A 24,879-nucleotide genomic window follows, 5' to 3' on the forward strand; every position below is an offset into this window, starting at 1 on the left:
GCGAACGGCCGAGCGCGCTGCGACCAAGCGCAGCCGGCTGGCGCCAGCGGTTGCCTAGCGGCGCCGGTTGCTGCTGCCGCCCAGCAGGCTGCCGAGCACGCCGCGGATGATCTCGCGGCCCACCGCCGAGCCGATCGAGCGCATGGCCGAGCGCGCGGCCGATTCGGCCAGCCCTTCCTTGCGGCCGCCGCGCGGGCCGGTGCTGCCGAACAGCACGTCCTTCAGTGCGCCACCGAGGCCGCCGCCCTCGTCCGCAGGGGCGGGCGCCGGGGGCTGGCCGTGGTTCACCGCGCGCGTGGCCTCGTCGGCCAGGCTGCCGCCGGCCGGTGCCGGCGCCGCGGCGGCACCGGCCACGCGGCCGCTCAGCTTCTCGTAGGCCGACTCGCGGTCCACCGTCTTCTCGTACACGCCGGCCACCAGCGAGGCCTGCAGCAGGGCCTGGCGCTGCGCCGGGGTGATGGGGCCGATCTGGCTGCCGGGCGGCAGCACATAGACGCGCTCGGTGATGCTGGGCCGGCCCTTCTCGTCCAACAGGCTCACCAGGGCCTCGCCCACCGCCAGCTCGCCGATCGCCGTGGCGATGTCCAGCCCCGGCTTGGCGCGCATGGTGTCGGCCGCGGCCTTGACGGCCTTCTGGTCGCGCGGGGTGAAGGCGCGCAGCGCATGCTGCACCCGGTTGCCCAGCTGGCCCAGCACCGCGTCGGGGATGTCCAGCGGGTTCTGGGTCACGAAATAGACGCCCACGCCCTTGGAGCGCACCAGGCGCACCACCAGCTCGATGCGTTCCACCAGCGCCGCGGGCGCCTCCTTGAAGAGCAGGTGGGCCTCGTCGAAGAAGAACACCAGCTTGGGTTTGTCCAGGTCGCCGACCTCGGGCAGGGTCTCGAACAGCTCGGACAGCATCCACAGCAGGAAGCTCGCGTACAGGCGCGGCGCGGCCATCAGCTTGTCGGCGGCGAGGATGTTGACGACGCCCTGGCCGCCATCGGTCTGCATGAAGTCGGCGATGTTCAGCATCGGTTCGCCGAAGAACTGGTCGCCGCCCTGGGCCTCGATCTGCAGGAGGCCGCGCTGGATCGCGCCCACCGAGGCGGCGCTGACATTGCCGTACTGGGTGGTGTAGTCGCTCGCATGCTCGCCCACATGCTGCAGCATGGCGCGCAGGTCCTTCAGGTCCAGCAGGGCCAGGCCGTTGTCGTCGGCGATCTTGAAGACCATCTGCAGCACGCCCTGCTGGGTCTCGTTGAGCGCCAGCATGCGCGCCAGCAGCAGCGGGCCCATGTCGCAGACGGTGGCGCGCACCGGATGGCCCTGCTCGCCGAACACGTCCCACAAGGTGGTGGGGCAGGCCAGCGGGGCGGAGGGCTCGAGGCCGCGCTCCTTGAGGATGGCCAGCAGCTTGTCGCTGGGCTTGCCGGCCTGCGAGATGCCGGTGAGGTCGCCCTTCACGTCGGCCAGGAATACCGGCACGCCGATGCGGCTGAATTCCTCGGCCAGCTTCTGCAGGCTGATGGTCTTGCCGGTGCCGGTGGCGCCGGTGATGAGGCCGTGGCGATTGGCGAGCGCGGGCAGCAGCTGGCACTCGATCTGGTCGTGGCGTGCCAGCAGGATGGGGTCGGCCATGCGGTGGGTCTCCGGTGCAAAAAGGGCGCGCCCTGGGGCGGCGGCTAAAATCGCAGTCTATCCAACAAGATTGAATGCGGCGGACCGTTCGGCGGGCGCCCGCATTCGCCAGCACGCGCAGGAGCATCAAGGCAATGGCAGGGCATTCCAAATGGGCCAATATCCAGCATCGCAAGGGCCGTCAGGACGAAAAGCGCGGCAAGATCTGGACCCGCATCATCCGTGAGATCACGGTGGCGGCACGGGCCGGTGGCCCCGATCTGAGCGCAAACCCGCGCCTGCGCCTGGCGATCGAAAAGGCCAAGGCCGCCAATATGCCGGCCGACCGCATCAAGTACAACGTCGACAAGGCCTCGGGCAATCTCGACGGCGTGAGCTACGAGGAAATCCGCTACGAAGGCTACGGCATCGGCGGCGCGGCCATCATGATCGACACCATGACGGACAACAAGGTCCGCACCGTGGCCGAGGTGCGTCATGCCTTCAGCAAGTACGGCGGCAATATGGGCACCGACGGCTCGGTGTCCTTCCAGTTCAAGCATTGCGGCCTGTTCCTGTTCGCCCCCGGCACCTCGGAAGACAAGCTGATGGAAGTGGCGCTGGAAGCCGGCGCCGACGATGTGGTGAGCGGCGAAGACGGCTCGATCGAGGTGCTGAGCTCGCCCGCCGCCTACGAAGGCGTGAAGGCAGCGCTGGAAGCCGCCGGCCTGGTGCCCGAGCTGTCCGAGGTGACCATGCGCGCCGACAACACCATCGAGTTGACCGGTGAAGACGCCGTCCGCATGCAGAAGCTGCTGGACGTGCTGGAAGACCTGGATGACACGCAAGAGGTCTATCACAACGCCAGCCTGGGTGAATGAAAGTCAGCGAATGAAAGTATTGGTGCTTGGCAACGGCGGCCGTGAACATGCCCTGGCCTGGAAGCTGGCCCAGGGCGAGCGGGTCAGCCAGGTTTTCGTGGCCCCCGGCAATGGCGGCACGGCGCGCGACGCGCGCCTGAAGAACATCCCCATCACCGACGTGAAGGCGCTGGCGGACTTCGCCCAGGCCGAGAAGATCACGCTCACCGTGGTGGGCCCCGAGGCCTATCTGGCGGCTGGCGTGGTGGACGAGTTCCGCGCGCGCGGCCTGCGCATCTTCGGCCCCACCAAGGCGGCCGCGCAGCTGGAGTCGTCCAAGGCCTATGCCAAGGACTTCATGCAGCGCCACGGCATCCCCACCGCGGCCTACGAGACCTTCAGCGATGCCGCGGCGGCGCATGCCTATGTGGATGCCCAGGGTGCGCCCATCGTCATCAAGGCCGACGGCCTGGCCGCCGGCAAGGGCGTGGTGGTGGCGATGACGCTGGCCGAGGCGCATGAGGCGATCGACTGGATCCTGGCCGATAACAAACTCGGCGTGGTGCACAACGAAGGCGGCGCGCGCGTCGTCATCGAGCAGTTCCTGCAGGGCGAGGAAGCCAGCTTCATCGTGCTGTGCGACGGCAAGAACGTGGTCTCGCTGGCCACCAGCCAGGACCACAAGCGCCTGCTCGACAAGGACGAGGGCCCCAACACCGGCGGCATGGGCGCCTACTCACCCGCGCCGGTGGTAACGCCCAATGTGCATGCCAAGGCGATGCACGAGATCATCATGCCGACCATCCATGGCATGGCGCGCGATGGCCATCCCTTTACCGGCTTCCTCTACGCCGGCCTGATGATCGATGCTAGCGGCCAACCGCGCACGGTGGAGTTCAACACCCGCATGGGCGACCCCGAGACCCAGCCCATCATGATGCGGCTGAAGAGCGATCTGTTCGAGGTGCTGATGCACGCCACCGACGGCACGCTGGACCAGGTCGAGCTGCAGTGGGACCGCCGCGTGGCGCTGGGCGTGGTGATGGCCGCGGGCGGCTATCCGCTCAATCCGCGCAAGGGCGATGCCATCACCGGCCTGCCGGCGGATGCCGAGGACGCGATGGTGTTCCATGCCGGCACCATCGAGCAGGACGGTCAGCTGCTCACCAACGGCGGGCGCGTGCTCTGCGTCACCGCGCTGGGCGAGTCGGTGCGCAACGCCCAGCAGCTGGCCTACGACACCCTCACCAGCATCCAGTTCGAGGGCAAGCAGTACCGCCAGGACATCGGCTACCGGGCGGTGAAGCGTTGAGCCCTCGAGAGCCCATGAAGCTGCCTCCGCGTGTCCTGACCGGTGCCATGCCGGTGCAGGCGCGCGGCAGCAAGCTGGCGCGCGGCCTGCTGAAGCTGGCCGGCTGGGAGCTCGCCTTTGACGGCCTGCCGGGCAAGCAGGGCGTCATCATGGCCTACCCGCACACCTCCAACTGGGACTTCGTGCTGGGCCTGCTGGCCAAATGGGCCTTCGGCTTGAACGTCAAGTTCTGGGGCAAGGACAGCCTGTTCCGCGTGCCCCTGTTCGGCGCCTGGGTGCGCTGGCTGGGCGGCGTGCCGGTGAACCGCAGCAGCGCCTCCGGCCTGGTGGCCGACACGGTGGCGCGCGTCCGCGCGGCCCAGGCGGCCGACGAGGAGTTCTGGCTGGCGCTGGCGCCCGAGGGCACGCGCGCCTATGTGGATGGTTGGCGTTCCGGCGCCTACCATGTGGCGGTGCAGGCCGGCGTGCCGGTGGGCCTGGCCTATTTCGATTTCGGCCGCAAGCGCGTGGGCCTGACCTGCTTCGTGCAACTCAGCGGCGACCCGGCGCAAGACCTGGCCCTGTTTGCCGATTACCTGGCCAGCTGCCGCGGCAAGCGGCCCGAACTGGCCAGCCCGGTGAGGCTCAAGACATGAACACAGAACTCGTGCGCGACTACCTGCTGGGTCTGCAGCAGCGCATCATCAGCGGGCTGGAGCGCCTGGATGGCCAACCCTTCATCACCGACGGCTGGCAGCGCGAGCCGGGCGGCCGCCTGGAGGGCGATGGCCTGACGCGCCTGATCGAGATGGGCGGCCTGTTCGAGCGCGGCGGCTGCAATTTCTCGCACGTCAAGGGTCGGGTCTTGCCCCCCTCGGCCACCCAGCACCGGCCCGAGCTGGCCGGCGCGCCCTTCGAGGCGATGGGCGTCTCGCTGGTGCTGCATCCGCACAACCCCTTCGTGCCGACCGTGCACATGAACGTGCGCATGTTCGCGGCCCTGCCGGCCGATCGCGAGCCGGTGGTGTGGTTTGGCGGCGGCATGGACCTCACGCCCTACTACGGCTTCGAGCGCGATGCGCAGCATTTCCACCGCACCTGCCGCAGCGCGCTGGAGCCGCATGGCCCCGAGCTCTACCCGCGCTTCAAGAGCTGGTGCGACGAGTACTTCTTCCTGAAGCACCGCAACGAGCCGCGCGGCATCGGCGGGGTGTTCTTCGACGACTATGCAGAGGGCGGCTTCGACGCGGCCTTCGGCATGATGCAGTCGGTGGGCGATGCCTTCCTGCCGGCCTATGCCCCCATCGTCGAGCGCCGCCAGGGCCTGGCCTATGGCGAGCGCGAGCGCGACTTCCAGGCCTACCGGCGCGGGCGCTATGTCGAATTCAATCTGGTGTTCGACCGCGGCACGCTGTTCGGCCTGCAGTCGGGCGGGCGCACCGAGTCCATCCTGATGTCGATGCCGCCGTTGGTGAAGTGGCGCTATGACTGGAAGCCCGAGGAGGGCACACCCGAAGCCAGGCTGTACAGCGATTTTCTGCGCCCGCGCGACTGGGCCGACGAGACGGCCACCCATCTATGGCTTTGAGCGCCCGGCGCATCGGGCTGTTCGGCGGCAGCTTCGATCCCGTTCATCTGGCGCATCTGGCCCTGGCGCGCAGCGCGCTGCGGCAACTGGGCCTGGACGGGTTGCGCTGGGTGCCGGCGGGGCGGCCCTGGCAGAAGGCGCAGCGGCAGCTGAGCGCGGCCGAGCATCGCGCCGCCATGGTGGCGCTGCTCCTGGAGGGCGAGCCGCGTTTCGAGCTGGACCGCAGCGAGCTCGATCGCGACGGCCCCAGCTACACGATAGACACGGTGCGGGCCTGGTTGGCGAGCGAGCCGGGCATCACGCCGGTGCTGATCCTCGGCCAGGACCAGTATGCGAGATTGCCCACCTGGCACCAATGGCGCGAGCTGCTGGGCCTGGTGGAGTTGGCGGTGGCGGCGAGGGCGGGTCAAGAAATCCGTGCCGCGGCCGAAGTCGAGTTGGTGGCCCACCGCATGCAGCGGCTGGACATGCCGGCCATGGATATTTCATCCACCCTCGTGCGCGAGCAAGTCTTGCGTGGCGGGGATATCAAGCCCATGGTGGGCGAGAGGGTTGCGGGGTATATTGCCCAGCACCATCTTTACAGCGAGTACTGAATGGACATTCGTAAACTGCAACGTGCCATCGTCGATGGTCTGGAAGACGTCAAGGCCCAGAACATCGTGGTGTTCAACACCGAGCATATGTCGCCGCTGTTCGAGCGCGTCATCATCGCCTCGGGCACCAGCAACCGGCAGACCAAGGCGCTGGCTTCCAGCGTGCGGGAGACGGTCAAGGGCCGTGGCCTGCAGGTGATGCGCACGGAAGGCGAAGACAACGGCGAATGGATCATCGTGGACTGCGGCGCTGCCGTCGTGCATGTGATGCAGCCGGCCATCCGCGAGTACTACCACCTGGAAGAGATCTGGGGCGAGAAGCCCGTCAAGCTCAAGTTGGGCAGCAGCGAGACCAAGCTGGTGAAGGCGTCTGAGGACGAGGCCGCGCCGGCGAAGAAGGCCGCGGCCAAGAAGCCCGCGGCGAAGAAGGCGGCTGCGGTCAAGGCGCCTGCCAAGACTGCTAGCAAGACCGCTACCAAGGCGCCGGCCAAGCCCGCCGCCAAGGCAGCGGCCAAAACGCCTGCCAAGGCGCCGACCAAAGCGCCGGCCAAGAAGGTCGCCGCCAAGAAGGCCGTCAGCCGCACCGTGGGCGTGAAGGCCGTCACGGCGCCTGCCACCAAGACCATCAAGGTCGGCGTGAACGGCAAGAAGCCGGCCGCCAAGAAGGCCGCACCCAAGGTGAGCAGCGCCCGCCCTGCTGCCAAAGCAGCGCCCAAGCGACCCGCCGGCCGCAGCAAGGCCTAAGCAGGCATGCGCCTGTTGCTGGTGGCCGTGGGCCAGCGTCAGCCCGCCTGGGCGGACGCGGCCTACGAGGATTTCGCCAAGCGCTTCCCGCCCGAGATGCGGCTGGAGCTCAAGGCCGTGAAGGCCGAGCCGCGCGGCGGCAAGAGCGCCGAGCAGCTGATGGCGGCCGAGGCGCAGCGCCTCGAGGCGGCTCTGCCCAAGAGCGTGCGCCGCATCGTGCTGGACGAGCGCGGCGAGCGCCAGACCACCAAGCAACTGGCCGAACGCCTGGAGCGCTGGAAGGGCGATGGCCGAGATGTGGCCATCTTCATCGGCGGCCCCGATGGCCTGCACCCGGACCTCAAGGACAAGGCCGACGAGATGCTGCGCCTTTCCGACCTCACCCTGCCGCATGCCTTTGTGCGCGTGCTGCTGGCCGAGGCGCTGTACCGCGCCTGGTCGGTGATGGAAGGTCATCCCTACCATCGCGAATAGCGCGCCGGAGCGGGCCCTGGCCTGGGTTAGCATCGGCCGCATGGCCTTGATCTATCTCGCTTCCCAGAGCCCGCGCCGGCGTCAGCTGCTTGAGCAGCTGGGCATTGCCCACGAGACCCTGCTGCCGGGGCCCGACGAGGATGCCGAGGCGCTGGAAACGCAGGAGCCCGGCGAGCTGCCCGACGCCTATGTGCGGCGCGTCACCCACAACAAGCTGAAGGCTGCGCAGGCGCGCCTGGCGCGGCGCGGGCTGCGCGCCTTGCCGGTGCTGTGCTCCGACACCACCGTGGCCCTGGGCACGGCCATCCTGGGCAAGCCGGTGGATGCCGACGATGCCCTGCAGATCCTGCGCCGGCTGTCGGGTCACACGCACCGCGTGCTCACCGCGGTGAGCCTGAGCTGGGCGGGCCGCGAGGCGCAGTTGGTGAGCGTCTCGCATGTGCGCTTCGCCGCCATCCCCGAGGCCGCGCTGCGCGCCTATGTGGCCAGCGGCGAGCCGATGGGCAAGGCCGGGGCCTATGCGATCCAGAGCCAGATCGCCGGCTGGATCGAGCATATGGAGGGCAGTTACTCGGGCATCATGGGCCTGCCTCTTTACGAGACCGCGCAGCTGTTGCGCCAAGCCGGCATTGATTGCTAGACAGAGAGCCCATGGAAGACATTCTGATCAACTGGTCTCCGCAGGAGACGCGCGTGGCGGTGGTGGAGAACGGCGCGGTGCAGGAGCTGCATTGCGAACGCACGCTGGAGCGCGGCCTGGTGGGCAATATCTACTCGGGCCGGGTGGCGCGCGTGCTGCCGGGCATGCAATCGGCCTTCATCGACATCGGGCTGGAGCGTGCCGCCTTTCTGCATGTGGCCGATCTGCATGTGAACGGCGCCACGCCGCGCTCGCACCATGGCGACGCGCCCACGCCGCCTACGCCGATCGAGCGCCTGGTGTTCGAGGGTCAGGCCTTGACCGTGCAGGTCATCAAGGACCCGATCGGTACCAAGGGCGCGCGCCTGTCCACGCAGATCTCCATCGCTGGCCGCATGCTGGTGCATCTGCCGCAGGACGAGCACATCGGCATCTCGCAGAAGATCGGTTCGCCCGAGCTGCGCGAGCAGTTGCGCCAGCGCATGCAAACGCTGGTGGGCAAGCCGGAGGAGGGCGGTGGTGGCGGCTTCATCCTGCGCACGAACGCCGAAGACGCCTCGGATGAGGAGCTGGGCGCCGACATTGCCTACCTGAAGAAGACCTGGGCCACCATCAAGGAGCGCAGCTTCCGCTCGCCGCCCGGCACCCTGCTGCATCAAGACCTGAGCCTGGTGGAGCGCGTGCTGCGCGATCTGGTGAGCGAGCGCACCGGCTCGATCCGCATCGATTCCAAGATGCAGTTCGACGTGCTGCGTGGCTTTGGCGAGACCTATATGCCCGCGGCCACCGCCAAGCTGGAGCATTACCGCGGCGAGCGGCCGATCTTCGATCTGCACAACATCGACGCCGAGATCGACCGCGCGCTGGCGCGCCGAGTGGACCTGAAGTCGGGCGGCTACCTGATCATCGACCAGACCGAGGCCATGACCACGGTGGACGTCAACACCGGCGGCTTCGTCGGGGCGCGCAACTTCGACGACACCATTTTCAAGACCAATCTGGAGGCGGCCGGCGCGATTGCGCGCCAGCTGCGCCTGCGCAATCTGGGCGGCATCATCATCGTCGACTTCATCGACATGACGCGCGACGAGCATCGCAGCGCGGTGCTCTCGGAGTTCCGCAAACAGCTCGCCAAGGACCGCACCAAGGTCACGGTGGGCGGCTTCACCCAGCTCGGCCTGGTGGAGATGACCCGCAAGCGCACGCGCGAATCGCTCGCCCGCATGCTGTGCGAACCCTGCCCCACCTGCGAGGGCCGCGGCCAGATCAAGACCGCGCGCAGCGTCTGCTACGACATCATGCGCGAGATCCTGCGCGAGGCGCGCCAGTTCTCGCCCAAGGAGTTCCGCGTCGTCGCCGCCGCCAATGTGGTGGAGATGCTGCTCGACGAAGAGAGCCAGCATCTGGCCGGGCTCTCAGACTTCATCGGCAAGCCGATCTCGCTGACCGCCGAGCCGGCCAACCAGACCGAGCATTACGACATCGTGCTGCTCTAGGCACCCTCGCGCAGCCAGACCTTGACGTCCGGCAGCCCCATCAGCTTGAGGATGACGTAGTTGACGGCCGCGGCGCCCGGCTGGTCGCCCAGCAGCACGATCTCCGTGTAGCGCGGCAGGCCGGCCTTCTCCAGCAGGCGCCAGATCTCCTTGGCCGGCTTGGGGCTGGCGTCGGCGTTCAGGAACTGGGTGTAGGGCAGGTGCAGCATGGGGCCATCGGGCACCTGCGCCGGTGGCTGCGGGCCCGACGCCACGAACACGCGCGGGCCCTGGGCGCCGGCCAGGCGCGTCAGCAGCAGGCCGGGGCGCGTCTTGGCTGCAAAGGCGATGGCCGCGCCGGGCGCCGCGTTGGGGCTCGGCCGGGCCACGTCCTGGCCCTGCTCGGCCCAGCGCTCGATGCTGTCCAGCAGCAGCGACACCTTGGCCTGCCCCAGCCCGTCGAGCATCAGATAGGCCAGGGCCACGCTTTCGTTGAGCCCGCCCTCGGAGACCAGCACCACCTCATGCCCCGCATTGATGCCGGCGCGCCCCAGCAGGCCGGCGAGCTGTGCCGGACTGCGCAGCTGTTCAGCGAGTTGCGCGGCCGGCAGGTTCAGCGCCTGCGGCACATGGCCGAGCTTGAACTGGTCGGCCGCCCGCACATCGACGATGCTGGTCTTTGACAGACCGAAGGCCTTCAGCATCGGGCTGTTCCAGGCCTTCACCCAGGCGGCGTCGCGCAGCAGATGCGGGTCGGCATAGGTCCAGACCGGCAGTTCGCGCGGGTCCTGCAGCCAGCCCATCTGCGACTCCTGGAACAAGCTGACCTGCGGATAGTTCAGCATGAATTTGAGCGCGAAGAAGGGCACCGCGGCGGCACCGCCACCGCCGCAATAGGCGTGGATCTGCTGCTCCGGCCGCACGCCCAGATGCCTGAGCATGCGTTCCAGCTCCGGGGGCGACTTGAAGGTCTTGTCCGCATTGAAGAAGTCGCCGGCCGGCATCAGCGTGGCGTGCGGCACATGGCCGGCGCGATCGAAGAAGGCCGCGCCGCCGTAGTAGTAGCTGGGGTCCAGCGCCTCCAGCATGACATGGTGGGCGGGGTCGCCGGTGGCGGCGAGGAACTCGGGCAACCGCACGCGCACGTCTTGCCGTGGCGCGCCCAGACTGATGGTGCCGGCCGGCGGCGCGGGCGTCGCCTCCTGGGTGACGGTTTGGCCGAGGGCGCTCCATTTGGCCATGCCGCCGTCGAGGATGTAGAGCTGCTCGGCAGGCACGCCACGATGCAGCAAGTCCCAGAACAAGCGGGTGGCGGCCCAGGTGCCACCCTGGTCGTAGAGGATCAGCTGCTGGTCGGGCCGGATGCCCCAGGCGCGCAGGCGCTGTTCCAGCTGCGCGGGCGTCACCTCGGCCTGCGTGTAGGCGTACAGGTCGGCGTTGACGGCGCCCGGGATATGGCTCTTGCGGTGCAGTTGCGCGGGCGAGGCGTCCAGCACCAGCAGGTCCGGCCGCCCCAGCCGCTGTGCCAGCCAGCCCGCGCTGACCAGCCGGCCCTGCGGCCCCGCGTCGCTCGCCAGGGCCAGCGATGGCAGGCCGGGCAGGGCCAGCATCATCCACAACAGGCAGATCTTCAGCAGTCTCGGCATCATGCTCTCCCGGTGTCAGGGCTCGCGCAGCGTTGCCCCTGAACATACGCCGGCGCGCCGGCGCCGGCCGGCCGCTTGCGACGAACGGCGGCCTGGAGGGGTCAGGCTGCACGACAAGGTTTGCCTTTGTAAGCCGGCTTGGCCCGCCTTCATATTGGCGTTGCGGGCTCATGCACAATCACGCCTGCAAGACTCCGGCCTCAGGAGTCATTCGTCGAGAACATGACCGACCCGCATCGCAAGTCCGCATTGCACTCTTCCGCGCGCCGCCACTTCATGGCGGCCGGCGTTTCCACCCTCAGCCTGCCGGCCTGGGCCCAGTTCCGGGTCGAGATCGCCGGTGTGGGCGGCACCCAGCTGCCGATTGCCGTGCCCGAGTTCCGCGACGAGGCGCGCGCCGGCCAGCCGGTCTCGGCCATCGTCCGCGCCGATCTGGAGCGCAGCGGCCAGTTCCGCATCGTCGACGGGCCTACCGGCCTGTCCGAGCTGAGCCAGCCGAGCTTTGTCGACTGGCGCGCGCGCCAGGCCGATGCGCTGGCGGCGGGTTCGGTGACGCGCCTGGCCGATGGCCGCATGGATGTGCGCTACAAGCTCTGGGACGTGGTGAAAGGGGCCGACCAGGGCGGCGAAAGCCATGCCGTGGTGCCCGACGATCTGCGCCTGGCCGCGCACCGCATTGCCGATTCGATCTACCAGCGCCTCACCGGCGAGCGCGGCGTGTTCGCCACCCGCATGGCCTATGTCACCAAGGCCGGCGGCCGCTACAGCCTGCGCATCACCGACGCCGATGGCGAGGGTGGCCAGGTGGCGTTGGCCAGCCCCGAGCCCATCATCTCGCCGGCCTGGTCGCCGGACGGCAAGGAGCTGGCCTATGTGTCCTTCGAGACGCGCAAGGCGGTGGTGTGGGTGCAGGATCTCTCCAGCGGGCGGCGCCGCGTGCTGGCGGACTTCCGCGGCAGCAACAGCGCGCCGGCCTATTCGCCCGATGGGCAGCAGATCGCGCTGACGCTGTCGCGCGAGGGCGGCTCGCAGCTCTTCATCATGAACCGCAGCGGCGATGGCCTGCGGCGCCTCACGCAGACCCAGGCGATCGATACCGAACCGGTGTTCGCGCCCGATGGCCGCACGCTCTTCTTCGTGAGCGACCGCGGCGGCGGCCCGCAGATCTACCGCATGCCGGTGGCGGGCGGCAGCGCCGAGCGCGTTACCTTCAGCGGCGCCTACAACATCAGCCCCAGCATCAGCCCCGACGGCCGCAGCCTGGCCTACATCACGCGCATTGGCGGCGGGGCCTTCCGCGTCTGCGTGATGGAGCTGGCCAGCGGCAGCGTGCAACAGATCAGCGACACCAGCGATGACGAGAGCCCGAGCTTCTCGCCCAACGGCCGTCTGCTGGTCTACGCCACCCGTTCGGGCGGCCGCGACGTGCTGATGACCAGCACCCTGGACGGCAGGATCAAGGCCAAGCTGGTCTCGACCCTGGCGGACGTGCGCGAGCCGACCTGGGGACCCTTTGGTCGTTGATGGGCGCTGATCGTCGACAATGCTTTCCATGGCCGGCGCGAGTCGGCCCTTCTCACCCGATATTGCAAGAGAGTAGGAGCTCCACAATGCAAATGCACAAACTGATCCTGTCCGCACTGGCCGCTGCGTCCCTGGTGGCTTGCAGCTCCACCAAGCTGGATGAGCCGGCGCCGGTCGAGAACCGCACGCCCGTCGTCACCGCCCCGAGCAACGGCAGTGCCACCGGCGCCGCCACCGGCGAGACCAAGGTCGCCACCGTGGACCTGGGCACCCAGCTGACCGCCGCCGTGGCCAACCAGCGCGTCGTCTACTTCGACTTCGACAGCTATGTCGTGAAGGAAGAGTACCGTGGCCTGGTCGAGGCCCATGCCAAGCGTCTCAACAACGACCGCAAGGTCCGCCTGAACCTGGAAGGCCATACCGATGAGCGCGGTGGCCGCGAGTACAACCTGGCCCTGGGCCAGAAGCGCGCCGAGGCGGTGGCCAAGAGCCTGACCCTGATCGGCGTGCAGACCGCCCAGGTCGAGCCGGTGAGCTTTGGCAAGGAGCGTCCGGCCGTGCAGGGCAGCGACGAAGCCGCCTGGGCCAAGAACCGCCGCGTCGAGCTGAAGGACAAGTGAGATGAGGCTCACGCGAGTCCGTCTGGTCACGCTGCTGCTGGCGCTCGGCGCGGTGGCCGCGTCGCCGGCGCGCGCGGCCCTGTTCGAGGACGATGAGGCGCGCAAGGCGATCCTGGATCTGCGCGCCAAGTCGCAGCAGAACGAGGAGGCGCAGCGCGCCCGTTTCGAGCAGCTCAGCAAGCAGCTGCAGGAGCAGGTGCAGCCGCTCAGCCGCAGCCTGCTGGACCTGAACAGCCAGATCGATGCCTTGCGCGGCGAAATCGCCAAGCTGCGCGGCCAGAACGAGCAACTCGCACGCGAGCTCTCCGAGGTGCAGCGCAAGCTCAGCGACCAGGCCCAGGCGCTGGACTCGCGCCTGCGCCCGCTGGAGCCGCAGAAGGTGGCGCTGGACGGCCGCGAGTTCCAGGTCGAGCCCGAGGAAAAGCGCCAGTTCGACGCCGCCATGGGGCTGGTGCGGCGCGGCGATTTTGCCGAGGCCGGCAATGCGCTCGCCGGCTTTATGAAGCGCTTCCCGGCCAGCGGCTACAGCGATGCGGTGCGTTTCTGGCTGGGCAATACCCAGTACGGCAAGCGCGACTACAAGGACGCGATCGCGACCTTCAAGGCCTTCATCGCCAGCAACCCCGAGCACCCGCGTGCCGCGGAGGCCCTGCTGGCGCTGGCGAATTGCCAGATCGAGCTCAAGGACCTCAAGTCCGCGCGCCGCAGCCTAGAAGACCTGCTCAAGGCCTATCCGGGCACCGAGGCGGCGCAGGCCGGCAAGGAACGCCTGGCGGCGCTGAAGTAGTCAAGCCTCGCGCGCAAGACCTGGCCCCGGCTGCCCCGCGCACCCGGGGCCTTTGTCATTGAACCCTAGAATCCAACGATGCCCGAACTGACCGAACTCGATGTCGCCGCGCTGTACCGCCAGGTGCTGTGGGCGGGTTTTGCGCTGGCCTGCCTGTTCGGCGCCGTCGCGCAGCGCAGCCATTTCTGCACCATGGGCGCGCTCGCCGACATCGTCAACATGGGCGACTGGACGCGCATGCGCATGTGGGTGATGGCCATGGGCGTGGCCGTGCTGGGTTTCAACGGCATGGTCTGGCTGGGCTGGCTGGAGGCCGGCAAGAGCATTTATGCGGCGCCGCAGCTGCTGTGGGCCTCGAACCTGCTGGGCGGCCTGCTGTTCGGCGTCGGCATGGTGCTGGCCTCGGGTTGCGGCAGCAAGACCCTGGTGCGCCTGGGCGCCGGCAACCTGAAGTCCCTGGTGGTGTTCCTGGTGATGGGCCTGGCCGCCTTTGCCACCATGAAGGGCATCACCGCGGTGCTGCGCGTGGAGACGGTGGACCGCCTGATGCTGCCGCTCGGCGCGGGGCAGGATCTGCCCAGCCTGCTGGCCGCCCGGCTGGGGCTGGATGCGCGCCGGCTGGCCCTGGCCTGTGGGCTGCTGTTCGGTGCCGTGGCGCTGGTCTGGGCCTTGTGGCGCAGCGAGGCGCGTGAAGGCGGGGCCCTGCTGGGAGGGCTTGGCAGCGGTGCGCTGGTGCTGGCGTTCTGGTGGGTGAGCGGGCGCCTCGGTCATGTGGCCGAGGATCCCAGCACGTTGCAGGAGTTGTTCGTCGGCAGCAACGGCCAGCAGCGCATGGAGGGCATGAGCTTTGTCGCGCCGGTGGCCAATACCCTGGACTGGCTGCTGTTCTACAGCGACAAGAGCAAGCTGCTGAATCTCGGCATCGTCAGCACCCTGGGCGTGGCCTGCGGCTCCATGCTGACGGCCCTGGCCACGCGCAAGTTCCGCTGGGAAGGCTTTCGCAATGTCGACGACCTGGCCAACCACCTGGTGGGCGCGCTGCTGATGGGCGTGGGCGGCGTGGTGGCGCTGGGCTGCACCATCGGGCAGGGCCTCTCGGGCATCTCGACGCTGAGCCTGGGCAGCTTCCTGGCCCTGGCCGGCATCATGGCCGGCGCGGTGCTGGCGCTGCGCTGGCAGGCGGCTCGCCTGGAGCGTATGGCATGACGGCGCTGATGGACATGGAGGCTGGCATGGAGGCAGATAGCGAACGCCGTTTCGGCGGCCTGCGCCGTCTCTACGGCGAGCGCGACTACCTGCGTCTGCGCGCCGCGCGCTTCGCGGTGGTGGGCCTGGGCGGCGTGGGTTCCTGGGCGGCCGAAGCGCTGGCGCGCATGGGCGTGGCCGAGCTCACCCTGATCGATCTGGACCAGGTGGCCGAGTCCAATATCAACCGCCAGATCCAGGCGCTCAGCTCGACCCTGGGCATGGCCAAGGTGGAGGCCTTGCGGCAACGCTTTGCCGAGATCAATCCGGCCTGCCGCGTGCATCTGGTAGAGGAATTCGTCGACGAGCAAAACTGGCCGGGCCTGCTGGCGGGCCGCGCCATCGACGGCCTGGTCGATGCCTGCGACCAGGTGCGCGCCAAGGCGAAGCTGGCGGGCTGGGCGCGCGAGACCGGCACGGCCTTCGTCACCGTGGGTGCGGCGGGGGGCAAACGCCAGCCTCACCTGGTCGAGCTGCAGGATCTGGCCCTCACCACCCACGACCCGCTGCTGGCCAGCCTGCGCCAGCGCCTGCGCAAGCAGTATGGCGCCGCGCGGGTGGGCAAGATCGGGGTCAGCTGCGTCTATTCGCGCGAGCCGGTGCAACGCCCGGCCGAGTCCTGCGATCTGGACGGCAGCCTCAACTGCCACGGCTATGGATCCAGCGTGGCCGTCACCGCCGGTTTCGGCATGGCCGCGGCGGCTGAGTTGGTGAAAGAATTTTTGAAATAGTACTTGCAGGCCTCGTTTAAAAACTTCTATAATTTGAGGCTCTGCTGAACGGGGGTTGTTAGCTCAGTCGGTAGAGCAGCGGACTTTTAATCCGTTGGTCGCAGGTTCGAATCCTGCACAACCCACCAGTCATGTGGTTTCGTGGGTCCTTAGCTCAGTTGGTAGAGCAGCGGACTCTTAATCCGTTGGTCGAAGGTTCGAATCCTTCAGGGCCCACCACGAAACTTCAGGACGGACCAGAATTCGGGTCCTTAGCTCAGTTGGTAGAGCAGCGGACTCTTAATCCGTTGGTCGAAGGTTCGAATCCTTCAGGGCCCACCAAAATCCCGAATCGTCGAAAGGACCTGTCGCAAGACAGGTCCTTTTTTCGTTGGGCACTTTCCTGCCGGATTGCACGGTCCTGCTGGTAATCCCTCCCGAGTTGCGGGTGTTCTGTAAAGAAACGTTTCGATACCATTGCGGCTTTGTCGCGCAAGTCCCCGAAAAAGAGGGCGCAGGAGGGCGCGACGGACGGTCAAACCGTCCATCGAGATGAGCTGACGAGGGAACCCCCATGACTGTGTTCGGTGGCGCCACGGCGCCCGCGCCGGCGCGCGCAACAGCGCCCTGGCGCCTGCTCGGGCTGAGCCTTGACCTGGAGAGCCGCCGCGACATGGGCCGGCTCACGCTCGGCTTTCTCGCCTTCCATCTCCTGCTCTGGACCCTGCTGGCCACCATCAGCCACCGGGCGCCACCTTGGGACAACATCGAGCAGCTGGTCTGGATGCAGTCGCTCGAGTGGGGCTATTACAAGCACCCGCCGTTTCCCACCTGGTGGGTGCATTTCTGGACCCTGCTGCTGGGGCGCTCGATCTGGGTCACCTTCTTCGCCGCGCAGCTGAACGTGGTGATGATGCTCTGGTTCGTCTGGCGCATCGCGCTGCTGGTGGCCTCGCCGCTGCGCGCCTTCAGCGCGACGGTGATGACCAGCCTGCTGGTCTACCACGGCGTGCACGGCATCATGGCCAACCACAACACCCTGCAGCTGATGCCGGTGGGCCTGCTGCTGTGGTGCACGCTGCTGGCGGTGCGCGACGGACGCTGGTGGCGCTGGGCGCTGGCCGGCGCCGCGGCGGCGCTGTGCCTGCTGGCCAAGTACAGCGCGCTGATCTGGCTGGTGGTGCTGGCCGCCTGGCTGCTGGCCGAGCCGCGCATGCGTTCCTGGCGCGCCTGGGGCGGGCCGCTGATTGCCGTGGCGGTGATGGCGGTGCTGGTCGGCCCGCATGTCGAATGGTTGTTGCGCGAGGGCGCGCCTACGCTGGGTTATGTCGACAAGGCGGTGCATGGCGAGAACGACGCGGTCAACCTCGGCCATTGGGCCCGGCTGGGCAATTTCATCGTGATCCAGCTGTTGCGCGCGCTGCCCATGCTGCTGGGCCTCGGTGCGCTCTACCTGATGCTGCGCAAGGATGGCCGCGAGGCCGTGGCGCAGCGGCCGGCGCGGCCCGAGTGGCGCTTCGTCAGCTTCATGGCCGTCGGCCCCTTTGTGCTGACCTCGCTGTTGGGCGTGGCGGGCGTGCGCCTGGGCTCGGCCTGGGCCGCCACCTTTTTCATCCTGCTGGGCGTGTTCGCCTTGCGCTGGATTCCGCAGGTGAGCGCGCCGCGGCTGGCCAAGGCCACGCTGGCGGTGGGGCTGGCGATGGAGCTGCTGCTGGCCTCGGGCATGGCGATCGGCAGCGGCTGGCTGGTCGACCTGAGCGCCCGTCCGGCGCGTTCCAATTTCCCGGCCTTGCGGCTGGGGCGCGAGCTCGATGCCATCTGGGCCCAACGCATGCCGGGCCTGCCGCTGCGCGTGGTGGTGGGCGAGACCTGGCTGGCCGGCAATGTCTCGGTGCGCTCGCGCCACCAGCCCATGGTGTACATCGATGCCAACCCGGCCAAGTCACCCTGGATCCATGAGGCCATGCTGCGCGACTGCGGCGCCCTGCTGGTGGTGGACCGGCGCGACCTGGCCAACCCGCTGGACCCGCGCGTGAGCGATCTGCTGGCGCAGGCCGGCAGCAGCGGCGAGCTGCAAATCCCCTGGACGCGCCGCGAGACCGGGCCGCAGCTGGAGGTGGAGTGGGCGATTCTTGCCCCTCAGCGCGCCGGGGCCTGCCCGCCCTGAGTACCATGGCGCCATGTCGCTGAAGCTCTATCTGCTGTTTCTGGCCATGGCCACGGCCACCGTGTTCAGCCCTGGCCCCGGGGTGATGCTGACGCTCAACAACGCCATGCGCCTGGGCTGGCGGGCCAGCCTGCCGGGCATTCTGGGCATCGCCGCCGGCGCCCTGCTGGTGGCCAGCATCTCGGCCACCGGCCTGGGCCTGCTGCTGGCGAGTTCGGCGCTGGCCTTCAGCATCATCAAGCTGGTGGGCGCCGCCTACCTGGTGTACCTGGGCGTCAAGCTCTGGCGTAGCCCGGGCCTGGGCTGGCAGGATGCCGCGGCGGCCACGCCGCAGTCGGCGCGCCGCCGCTTTGCCGAAGGCCTGGCACTGCAGTTCACCAATCCCAAGGCGATCTTCTTCTTCATCTCGGTGCTGCCGCAATTCGTCGACGCCCGCGCCGCCCATGGGCCCCAGTTCGCCCTGCTGGTGTGCAGCTATGCGAGCCTGGTGGTGCTGATCCATACCGGCTATGCGATCACGGCCCAGCGTGCGCGTGGCTGGCTGCGCTCCGAGCGCACCGGCCGCGCGCTCAACCGCGCGGGCGCCATCACCTTCGTGGGCTTCGGCGTGGCCATGGCCGGCGCCAAGGCCTGAGGGCGCCCAGGGCCTTGGGCGCTGGGCTAGACTCCAGCGCCTCTATCCGCACAGCACAAGATGTCCACCCTCACCGAAGCCAGCCTGCTGCAGGCCCTGCAGACCGTCATCGACCCCAACACCCAGCAAGACCTGGTGAGCGGCAAGCAGATCAAGAACCTGCGCATCGCCGGCGCCGATGTGAGCTTCGAAGTGGAGCTGGGCTACCCGGCCGCCAGCCAGCATGCCGCCCTGCGCGAGGCCCTGGTGGCCGCGGCGCGAAGCCTGCCCGGCGTGGGCAAGGTGGAGGTGCAGGTCGGCAGCAAGATCATTGCCCATGCGGTGCAGCGCGGCGTGCAGCTGCTGCCGGGCGTGAAGAACATCGTCGCCGTGGCCTCGGGCAAGGGCGGGGTGGGCAAGAGCACCACCGCCGCCAACCTGGCGCTGGCGCTGGCCGCCGAGGGCGCCCGCGTGGGCCTGCTGGATGCCGACATCTATGGCCCCAGCCAGCCCACCATGATGGGCATCTCGGGCCGGCCCGAGAGCCTGGATGGCCAGAACATGGAACCCATGCTCAGCCATGGCCTGCAGCTGATGTCGATCGGCTTCCTGGTGGCCGAGGACCAGGCCATGATCTGGCGCGGCCCGATGGCCACCCAGGCGTTGGAGCAGCTGCTGCGCCAGACGCGCTGGCAGGAGCTGGACTATCTGATCATCGACATGCCGCCCGGCACCGGCGACATCCAGCTGACGCTGTCGCAGCGCGTGCCCGTCACCGGCGCGGTGATCGTCACCACGCCGCAGGACATCGCCCTGATCGACGCCAAGAAGGGCCTGAAGATGTTCGAGAAGGTCGGCGTGCCCATCCTGGGCATCGTCGAGAACATGGCGGTGCACATCTGCAGCCAGTGCGGCCACGCCGAGCACATCTTCGGCGCCGATGGTGGCAAGAAGATGGCGCAGCAGTACGACATCGACTACCTGGGGGCGTTGCCGCTGGCGCTGAGCATCCGTGAGCAGACCGACGCCGGCCGCCCCTCGGTGGTGGCCGAACCCGACGGCGAGATTGCGCGTCTCTACAAAGACCTCGCGCGCAAGGTGGCGGTCAAGATTGCCGCGCAGGCCAAGGACTACTCGGCCAAGTTCCCGACCATCAACATCTCCAAGAACAGTTAGGCTGACTTTTTATATGAGCGGGCCAAAAGACGCTCAAAACAATCGTTAAGTCTGCGCGCCGGCGTCCGATACTCGGTCCAGGCATGGTGCTGCGCCCATGGAGTCTCCTGGGCGTGCCCGTGACCATAACGGTATCAGGGAGCCCTACAGATGAAGACGATCAAGCAGCTGTTCGCGACAGCACTGCTCGCGACGGGCATTGTCATTGCCCTTTTGTTCATGGCGATCTGGCGTGTCGGGGCGGCCACCGACACGCTCACCCAGGCGCAGAGCGCGCGCTTTCTCTCCGCCAGCCTGGCGGATGAGCTGCGCCAGAGCTCCGACGATCTGACCCGGCTGGCGCGCACCTATGTGATGACGGGCGACGCGATGTGGGAGCAGCAGTACTTCGAGGTGCTGGACATCCGCAACGGCAAGCGCCCGCGGCCCGAGGGCTACGAGAAGATCTACTGGGATTTCCGCGCGGCCGGGGTGGATCCGGCCACGAGCGGTGGCCGCGGGCGCAGCCAGTCGCTGCTGGACACCATGAAGCAGGCCGGCTTCACCGAGGCCGAGTTCGGCAAGCTCAAGGAGGCCGCCGCCAACTCCGACGATCTGGTCAAGACCGAGACCGTGGCGATGAATCTGGTCAAGGGCCTGTACGAGGACGGCCAGGGCGGCTTCACCCGCAAGGGCGAGCCCGATCTGCCCAGGGCCCAGGCGATGATGCACGACAAGGCCTACCACGCCTACAAGGCCAAGATCATGAAGCCGGTGGACGAGTTCCTGCGCATGCTGGACCAGCGCACCGAGGGCGCGGTGCAGGCCGCGCAGACCGCCAAGGACCGCTGGTACGCGCTCACCGTGCTGCTCACGCTGCTGTTGCTGGCCACCGCGATGGGCTCGCTCTGGTATGCGCGAGGCTGGATCGCGCAGCGCCTGGGCGGCGAGCCGCATGAGGTGGTGGCGGTGGTGGAGGCCATCGCCGCCGGCAATCTGGTGCATCGCTTCGCCAACACCAGCCGCGACGCCGCCAGCGTGATGGGCGTGCTGGCGCGCATGGTGGAGCGCTTCTCCACCGCGGTGTCGCAGGTGCGCAGCGGCGCCGACGGCGTGGCCACCGCCAGCTCCGAGATCGCGCTAGGCAACAGCGACCTGAGCTCGCGCACCGAGCAGCAAGCGAGCGCCCTGCAGCAGACCGCCGCCTCGATGGAGCAGCTGGGCTCGACGGTGCGCCAGAACGCCGACAACGCGCACCAGGCCAACCAGCTGGCGCTCAACGCCAGCCAGGTGGCGGTGCATGGCGGCGAGGTGGTGAGCCAGGTGGTCGACACCATGAAGGGCATCAACGACAGCTCGCGCCGCATTGCCGACATCATCAGCGTGATCGACGGCATCGCCTTCCAGACCAATATCCTGGCGCTCAACGCGGCCGTGGAGGCGGCGCGCGCCGGCGAGCAGGGCCGCGGTTTCGCGGTGGTGGCCAGCGAGGTGCGTGGCCTGGCGCAGCGCAGCGCCGAGGCCGCCAAGGAGATCAAGAGCCTGATCAACGACAGCGTCGAGCGTGTCGAGCGCGGCAGCTCGCTGGTGGACCAGGCCGGCAGCACCATGCAGGACGTCGTCAGCGCGATCCGCCGCGTCACCGACATCATGGGCGAGATCAGCAGCGCCAGCAGCGAGCAGAGCGCCGGCGTGCACCAGGTGGGCGACGCGGTCAGCCAGATGGACAAGACCACGCAGCAGAATGCCGCCCTGGTGGAGCAGAGCGCCGCCGCGGCCGAGAGCTTGCAGCAGCAGGCTGCGCAGCTGGTGCAGGCGGTGGCGGTGTTCCGCCTGAGCTAGCCGGCCCGGGCAGATCGCGTAGCATCTGGCTCTCGCAGCGGCAGTCGGACTGACCGCTGCGCTTTCTTGAGCAGTACGAGGAATGATGAGTCTGGATGTGTGTGCGAAAGGGCGTGGCGGGCGCCGTGAGATGCTGGCTGGTGGGCTGGCGTACGGGCTGGCCGCGCTAAGCCCGGCCTTGGCCCGCAGCCAGCCCGCGGGCGCGCTGCTGCGCCCCTGGCCCAAGAGCCAGGCCACCCCCGGGCTGGCCTTGCCCGGCTTCGAGGGCCCCGGCTGGAGCCTGGCCGAGGCCAAGGGCCGGCCGGTGCTGCTGAATTTCTGGGCCAGCTGGTGCGAGCCCTGCCGCGCCGAGATGCCCTCGCTGGAATTGCTGGCGCAACGCCACGAGCGCGAGGGCCTGCTGGTGCTGGCCGTCAACCAGCGCGAGACCGATGCCGCGATACGCCGCTATCTGCAGCTGATGCCGATCAGCCTGCCGGTGCTGCGCGATCTGGATGGCAGCACCTCGCGTGCCTGGGGTGCGCGCGTGCTGCCCACCACCGTGGCGCTCGGGCGCGACGGCAAGGCCCTGTTCACCGTGATGGGCGAGCTCGACTGGACCGGGCCGCAGGCCCGCCAGTGGATCGCCCCGCTTTTTTCCTGATGAGGATTCCGTCATGACATGCACCCGCCGCCAACTGCTGATCCAATCCGGCGCCGCCCTCGCTGCCCTGCCCATGCTCGCGCCAGCGGCGCTGGCCGCCGAGGCCGCGCGCCGCTTCGAACCCCAGGTGGGCCCCTGGCGCACGTTCGAGCTGACGCTCTCGGTGCAGGTGGCCGACCCGCAGGGGGGCGTCAAGCTCTGGCTGCCCCTGCCCGATCTGGAGACCGACTACCAGCGTACGCTGGACCAGAGCTGGAGCGGCAATGCGGCCGAGGCCAGGCTGGTGGCGGATGCGGCGCGCGGCACGCGCATGCTGTACGCGGCGTTCCCGGCCGGCGTGAAGGAGCCAACGCTGCAGCTCAGCAGCCGCGTGCAGACGCGCAGCCGCGCGGTGGACTGGGCCAAGCCCGGCCGCGCCAGCGAGGATCCGGCCCTGCTGCGTGCCTGCCTGGCGCCCACCGAGCTGCTGCCCACCGACGGCATCGTGCGCCAGACCGCGCAGCGGATCACCCGCGGCGCCGGCAGCGATGTGGACAAGGTGCGCGCGCTCTACCAATGGGTGCTGGTGAACGCGCACCGCGAACCCAAGGTGCGCGGCTGCGGCAATGGTGATATCAAGACCATGCTGGAGACCGGCAACCTGAGCGGCAAATGCGCCGACCTGAACGCGCTGTTCGTCGGCATGTGCCGCTCGGTGGGCGTGCCGGCGCGCGATGTCTACGGCCTGCGCGTGGCGCCCTCGGCCTTCGGCTACCGCGAGCTGGGCGCCAACCCGGCCAGCCTCAAGGGCGCGCAGCATTGCCGCGCCGAGGTTTTCCTGCGCCAGTACGGCTGGGTGGCGATGGACCCGGCCGATGTGCTCAAGGTGATGCGCCAGGAGACGCCGGAATGGATCAAGGACGTGCAGCATCCGCTGGCCGCGCCGGTGGCCAAGGGCCTGTTCGGGGGCTGGGAGGGCAACTGGGTGGGCTACAACACCGCGCACGATCTGCAGCTGCCCGGCAGCGCCGGCAAGGCCAGCCTGCCCTTCCTGATGTATCCGCAGGGCGAAAACGCCAGCGGCCGCTTCGACGAGCTGGCGCCCGACAGCTTCAAGTACACGATCAGCGCGCGCGAGCTGCTCGCCTGAGGCCGGCATGAACGCGCCGCTGGCTCCGCAAGACCTGGCCCTGCAAGCCCTGCTGGGCCGCTATTCCGTCGGTCCCAAGCACCTGGTCGAACCCGGGCCCAGCGATGCCGAGCTGCGGCTGATGGTGCAGGCCGCGCTGCGCGCGCCCGACCATGGCGAGCTGCTGCCCTTCCGCTTCAAGCTGGTGCGGGGGGCCGCGCGCCAGCGCATGGCCGAGCTGTTCGCGGCGGCGGCGCGCGCCGCCGGCAAGGACGAGGCCGGCGCCGCGCTGGACGCCGAGCGCGCGCTCAGGCCACCGCTCACCGTGGCGGTGCTGGCGCGCATCGACCTGGGCCACCCCCAGGTGCCGGCGCATGAGCAATGGGCCGCCGTGGGCGGTGCGCTCGCGCAGTTTCTCACGGCCGCGCATCTGTTGGGTTATGGTGGCAAGATGCTCAGCGGTGCCAAGGTGCGCAATGCCGACATCGCCGCCGCCTTCTGCGCCCCCGGCGAGACCCTGCTGGGCTGGATCGCCCTGGGCACGCCCGCCAAGCGGGCCAGCGGCCCCTCGCGCAAGGCGGGCGTGGACGTGGCCTTGCAGGACTGGCAGGGCGGGCAGGGCTGAACGCGATGAAACGACTCCTAAACGCCCTGATGGTCCTGGCCCTGTGCTGCTGCGGGTCGGCCTGCACCGCCGAGGCGCCCGTCGCCTCCACCGCCCAGCCCAATGTCAGCGTGCTCGCGCCGCTGGCCATGCCCGGCCTGGGGCGCGAGCGCCTGGTGCGCCTCTACCTGCCGCCCAGCTATGCCAGCGCGCCCAGCCGGCGCTACCCGGTCATCTACATGCACGATGGCCAGAACCTGTTCGATGCCGCCACCGCCTACGCCGGCGAATGGGGGGTGGACGAGACCCTCAACGAGCTGGCGCGCAGCGAGGGCTTCGAGGCCATCGTGGTGGGCATAGACAACGGCGGCGAGCGCCGCATGAACGAGCTCGCCCCCTACGCGCACCCGCGCATCGGCGCGGCCGAGGGGGCACAGTACCTGAGTTTTGTGGTCGATGTGCTCAAGCCCCTGATCGACGGGCGCTACCGCAGCCTGCCCGGGCGCGAGCACACCGCCATCATGGGCAGCTCGATGGGCGGGCTGATCTCGCATTACGCGATCCAGCGCTACCCGGACGTGTTCTCCAAGGCGGGGCTGTTCTCACCCTCGTACTGGGTGGCGCCGGCGCTGTTTGATGACGTGGCCGCCCGTGCGCTGACGCCGGACGCGCGCCTGTACCTGTATGTGGGCGGGCGCGAGGGCGACATGGTCGCGGACGCGCGCCGCATGCACGAGACCCTGCTGCGACGCAACCCGCCGCAAGCCCTGACCCTGCACGTCGCCCCCGAGGCCGAGCACAACGAGGCGGCCTGGCGCGCCGAGTTCGCGCGTGCGCTGCGCTGGCTGTTCCGCCCCGCCGGCGCCGCGCCAAACCCCTGAGATGCTGGGCTTTGCAGAATCCGCTGGGCATGCTTTACTAGCCATGGGCCGCCGCCACATGGCG

At 68.8% G+C, this 24,879-nt stretch carries 24 protein-coding genes and 3 tRNA genes; 25 read left to right on the forward strand and 2 right to left on the reverse strand.

Annotated features, from left to right (window positions below):
- Positions 1-54: 54 nt before the first annotated feature.
- Positions 55-1,623, reverse strand: a complete 1,569-nt coding sequence (locus PFX98_RS15760; RefSeq protein WP_285231435.1) for a helicase HerA-like C-terminal domain-containing protein — start codon at positions 1,621-1,623, stop codon at positions 55-57.
- Between the two features lie 134 nt (positions 1,624-1,757).
- On the opposite strand from PFX98_RS15760, the gene PFX98_RS15765 reads away from it, so the two are divergent.
- Genes PFX98_RS15765 through rng form a run of 9 tightly spaced genes read left to right on the forward strand, consistent with a single transcriptional unit; the run spans position 1,758 to position 9,291 of the window.
- Complete coding sequence (locus PFX98_RS15765; protein ID WP_285231436.1) at positions 1,758-2,483, forward strand: YebC/PmpR family DNA-binding transcriptional regulator; 726 nt, start codon at positions 1,758-1,760, stop codon at positions 2,481-2,483.
- A gap of 10 nt (positions 2,484-2,493) precedes the next feature.
- On the forward strand, positions 2,494-3,774 hold the full coding sequence (gene purD / locus PFX98_RS15770; protein ID WP_285231437.1) for a phosphoribosylamine--glycine ligase: 1,281 nt from the start codon (positions 2,494-2,496) through the stop codon (positions 3,772-3,774).
- 14 nt (positions 3,775-3,788) lie between these two features.
- Positions 3,789-4,409 (forward strand): 1-acyl-sn-glycerol-3-phosphate acyltransferase, encoded by a 621-nt coding sequence (locus tag PFX98_RS15775; protein ID WP_285231438.1) that lies wholly within the window; start codon positions 3,789-3,791, stop codon positions 4,407-4,409.
- The gene (gene hemF, locus PFX98_RS15780; protein ID WP_285231439.1) at positions 4,406-5,341 is read left to right on the forward strand and encodes an oxygen-dependent coproporphyrinogen oxidase; all 936 of its coding nucleotides are present in this window, start codon (positions 4,406-4,408) and stop codon (positions 5,339-5,341) included. The genes PFX98_RS15775 and hemF overlap by 4 nt, the downstream gene beginning before the upstream one ends.
- Entirely contained in the window at positions 5,332-5,937 is a 606-nt protein-coding gene (gene nadD, locus PFX98_RS15785; RefSeq protein WP_285231440.1) for a nicotinate-nucleotide adenylyltransferase, read from the forward strand. The genes hemF and nadD overlap by 10 nt, the downstream gene beginning before the upstream one ends.
- The gene (rsfS, locus tag PFX98_RS15790) at positions 5,938-6,681 is read left to right on the forward strand and encodes a ribosome silencing factor (protein WP_285231441.1); all 744 of its coding nucleotides are present in this window, start codon (positions 5,938-5,940) and stop codon (positions 6,679-6,681) included.
- 6 nt (positions 6,682-6,687) lie between these two features.
- Complete coding sequence (gene rlmH, locus PFX98_RS15795; RefSeq protein ID WP_285231442.1) at positions 6,688-7,155, forward strand: 23S rRNA (pseudouridine(1915)-N(3))-methyltransferase RlmH; 468 nt, start codon at positions 6,688-6,690, stop codon at positions 7,153-7,155.
- A 40-nt stretch (positions 7,156-7,195) separates the two neighbouring features.
- Entirely contained in the window at positions 7,196-7,795 is a 600-nt protein-coding gene (locus tag PFX98_RS15800; RefSeq protein WP_285231443.1) for a Maf family protein, read from the forward strand.
- Positions 7,796-7,806: 11 nt separating this feature from the next.
- Entirely contained in the window at positions 7,807-9,291 is a 1,485-nt protein-coding gene (gene rng / locus PFX98_RS15805; RefSeq protein WP_285231444.1) for a ribonuclease G, read from the forward strand.
- Here the strand turns inward: rng and PFX98_RS15810 are convergent.
- On the reverse strand, positions 9,288-10,916 hold the full coding sequence (locus PFX98_RS15810) for a rhodanese-like domain-containing protein (RefSeq protein ID WP_285231445.1): 1,629 nt from the start codon (positions 10,914-10,916) through the stop codon (positions 9,288-9,290). The two genes, rng and PFX98_RS15810, sit on opposite strands and share 4 nt — an antisense overlap.
- Positions 10,917-11,138: 222 nt before the next feature.
- Between PFX98_RS15810 and tolB the strand changes: the two genes are divergently transcribed.
- From tolB to PFX98_RS15890, 16 genes are all read left to right on the forward strand, one after another.
- Positions 11,139-12,440 carry a Tol-Pal system beta propeller repeat protein TolB gene (gene tolB / locus PFX98_RS15815; protein ID WP_425334613.1) on the forward strand — a complete coding sequence of 434 codons (1,302 nt, stop codon included), beginning with the start codon at positions 11,139-11,141 and terminating at the stop codon, positions 12,438-12,440.
- Positions 12,441-12,526: 86 nt separating this feature from the next.
- Positions 12,527-13,060, forward strand: coding sequence for a peptidoglycan-associated lipoprotein Pal (pal, locus tag PFX98_RS15820; RefSeq protein ID WP_285231446.1), 534 nt, complete (start codon positions 12,527-12,529; stop codon positions 13,058-13,060).
- 1 nt (position 13,061) lies between these two features.
- The gene (ybgF, locus tag PFX98_RS15825; RefSeq protein WP_285231447.1) at positions 13,062-13,847 is read left to right on the forward strand and encodes a tol-pal system protein YbgF; all 786 of its coding nucleotides are present in this window, start codon (positions 13,062-13,064) and stop codon (positions 13,845-13,847) included.
- Between the two features lie 87 nt (positions 13,848-13,934).
- The gene (locus PFX98_RS15830; RefSeq protein ID WP_285235612.1) at positions 13,935-15,053 is read left to right on the forward strand and encodes a YeeE/YedE family protein; all 1,119 of its coding nucleotides are present in this window, start codon (positions 13,935-13,937) and stop codon (positions 15,051-15,053) included.
- Positions 15,050-15,823: a tRNA threonylcarbamoyladenosine dehydratase gene (locus PFX98_RS15835; protein ID WP_285231448.1), complete on the forward strand. Its 774-nt coding sequence runs from the start codon at positions 15,050-15,052 to the stop codon at positions 15,821-15,823. Before PFX98_RS15830 ends, PFX98_RS15835 begins: the two co-directional genes overlap by 4 nt.
- Positions 15,824-15,875: 52 nt before the next feature.
- Positions 15,876-15,951 (forward strand) — tRNA-Lys (locus PFX98_RS15840).
- A 15-nt stretch (positions 15,952-15,966) separates the two neighbouring features.
- Positions 15,967-16,042: transfer RNA gene (locus PFX98_RS15845), tRNA-Lys, on the forward strand.
- A 26-nt stretch (positions 16,043-16,068) separates the two neighbouring features.
- Positions 16,069-16,144: transfer RNA gene (locus PFX98_RS15850), tRNA-Lys, on the forward strand.
- A 232-nt stretch (positions 16,145-16,376) separates the two neighbouring features.
- Positions 16,377-17,969 carry a glycosyltransferase family 39 protein gene (locus PFX98_RS15855; protein ID WP_285231449.1) on the forward strand — a complete coding sequence of 531 codons (1,593 nt, stop codon included), beginning with the start codon at positions 16,377-16,379 and terminating at the stop codon, positions 17,967-17,969.
- Between the two features lie 13 nt (positions 17,970-17,982).
- Positions 17,983-18,603 (forward strand): LysE family translocator, encoded by a 621-nt coding sequence (locus tag PFX98_RS15860; protein ID WP_285231450.1) that lies wholly within the window; start codon positions 17,983-17,985, stop codon positions 18,601-18,603.
- Between the two features lie 60 nt (positions 18,604-18,663).
- Complete coding sequence (gene apbC / locus PFX98_RS15865) at positions 18,664-19,758, forward strand: iron-sulfur cluster carrier protein ApbC (RefSeq protein ID WP_285231451.1); 1,095 nt, start codon at positions 18,664-18,666, stop codon at positions 19,756-19,758.
- A gap of 150 nt (positions 19,759-19,908) precedes the next feature.
- Complete coding sequence (locus PFX98_RS15870; protein ID WP_285231452.1) at positions 19,909-21,579, forward strand: methyl-accepting chemotaxis protein; 1,671 nt, start codon at positions 19,909-19,911, stop codon at positions 21,577-21,579.
- Between the two features lie 178 nt (positions 21,580-21,757).
- Positions 21,758-22,222 carry a TlpA family protein disulfide reductase gene (locus PFX98_RS15875; protein ID WP_285231453.1) on the forward strand — a complete coding sequence of 155 codons (465 nt, stop codon included), beginning with the start codon at positions 21,758-21,760 and terminating at the stop codon, positions 22,220-22,222.
- A 13-nt stretch (positions 22,223-22,235) separates the two neighbouring features.
- On the forward strand, positions 22,236-23,351 hold the full coding sequence (locus PFX98_RS15880; protein WP_285231454.1) for a transglutaminase-like domain-containing protein: 1,116 nt from the start codon (positions 22,236-22,238) through the stop codon (positions 23,349-23,351).
- A 7-nt stretch (positions 23,352-23,358) separates the two neighbouring features.
- Positions 23,359-23,955 carry a nitroreductase family protein gene (locus PFX98_RS15885; protein ID WP_285231455.1) on the forward strand — a complete coding sequence of 199 codons (597 nt, stop codon included), beginning with the start codon at positions 23,359-23,361 and terminating at the stop codon, positions 23,953-23,955.
- 5 nt (positions 23,956-23,960) lie between these two features.
- The gene (locus tag PFX98_RS15890; RefSeq protein WP_285231456.1) at positions 23,961-24,815 is read left to right on the forward strand and encodes an alpha/beta hydrolase; all 855 of its coding nucleotides are present in this window, start codon (positions 23,961-23,963) and stop codon (positions 24,813-24,815) included.
- The last annotated feature ends 64 nt before the right edge of the window (positions 24,816-24,879 follow it).

The sequence above is a fragment of the Paucibacter sediminis genome (assembly GCF_030254645.1).
GTDB lineage: Bacteria > Pseudomonadota > Gammaproteobacteria > Burkholderiales > Burkholderiaceae_C > Paucibacter_B > Paucibacter_B sediminis.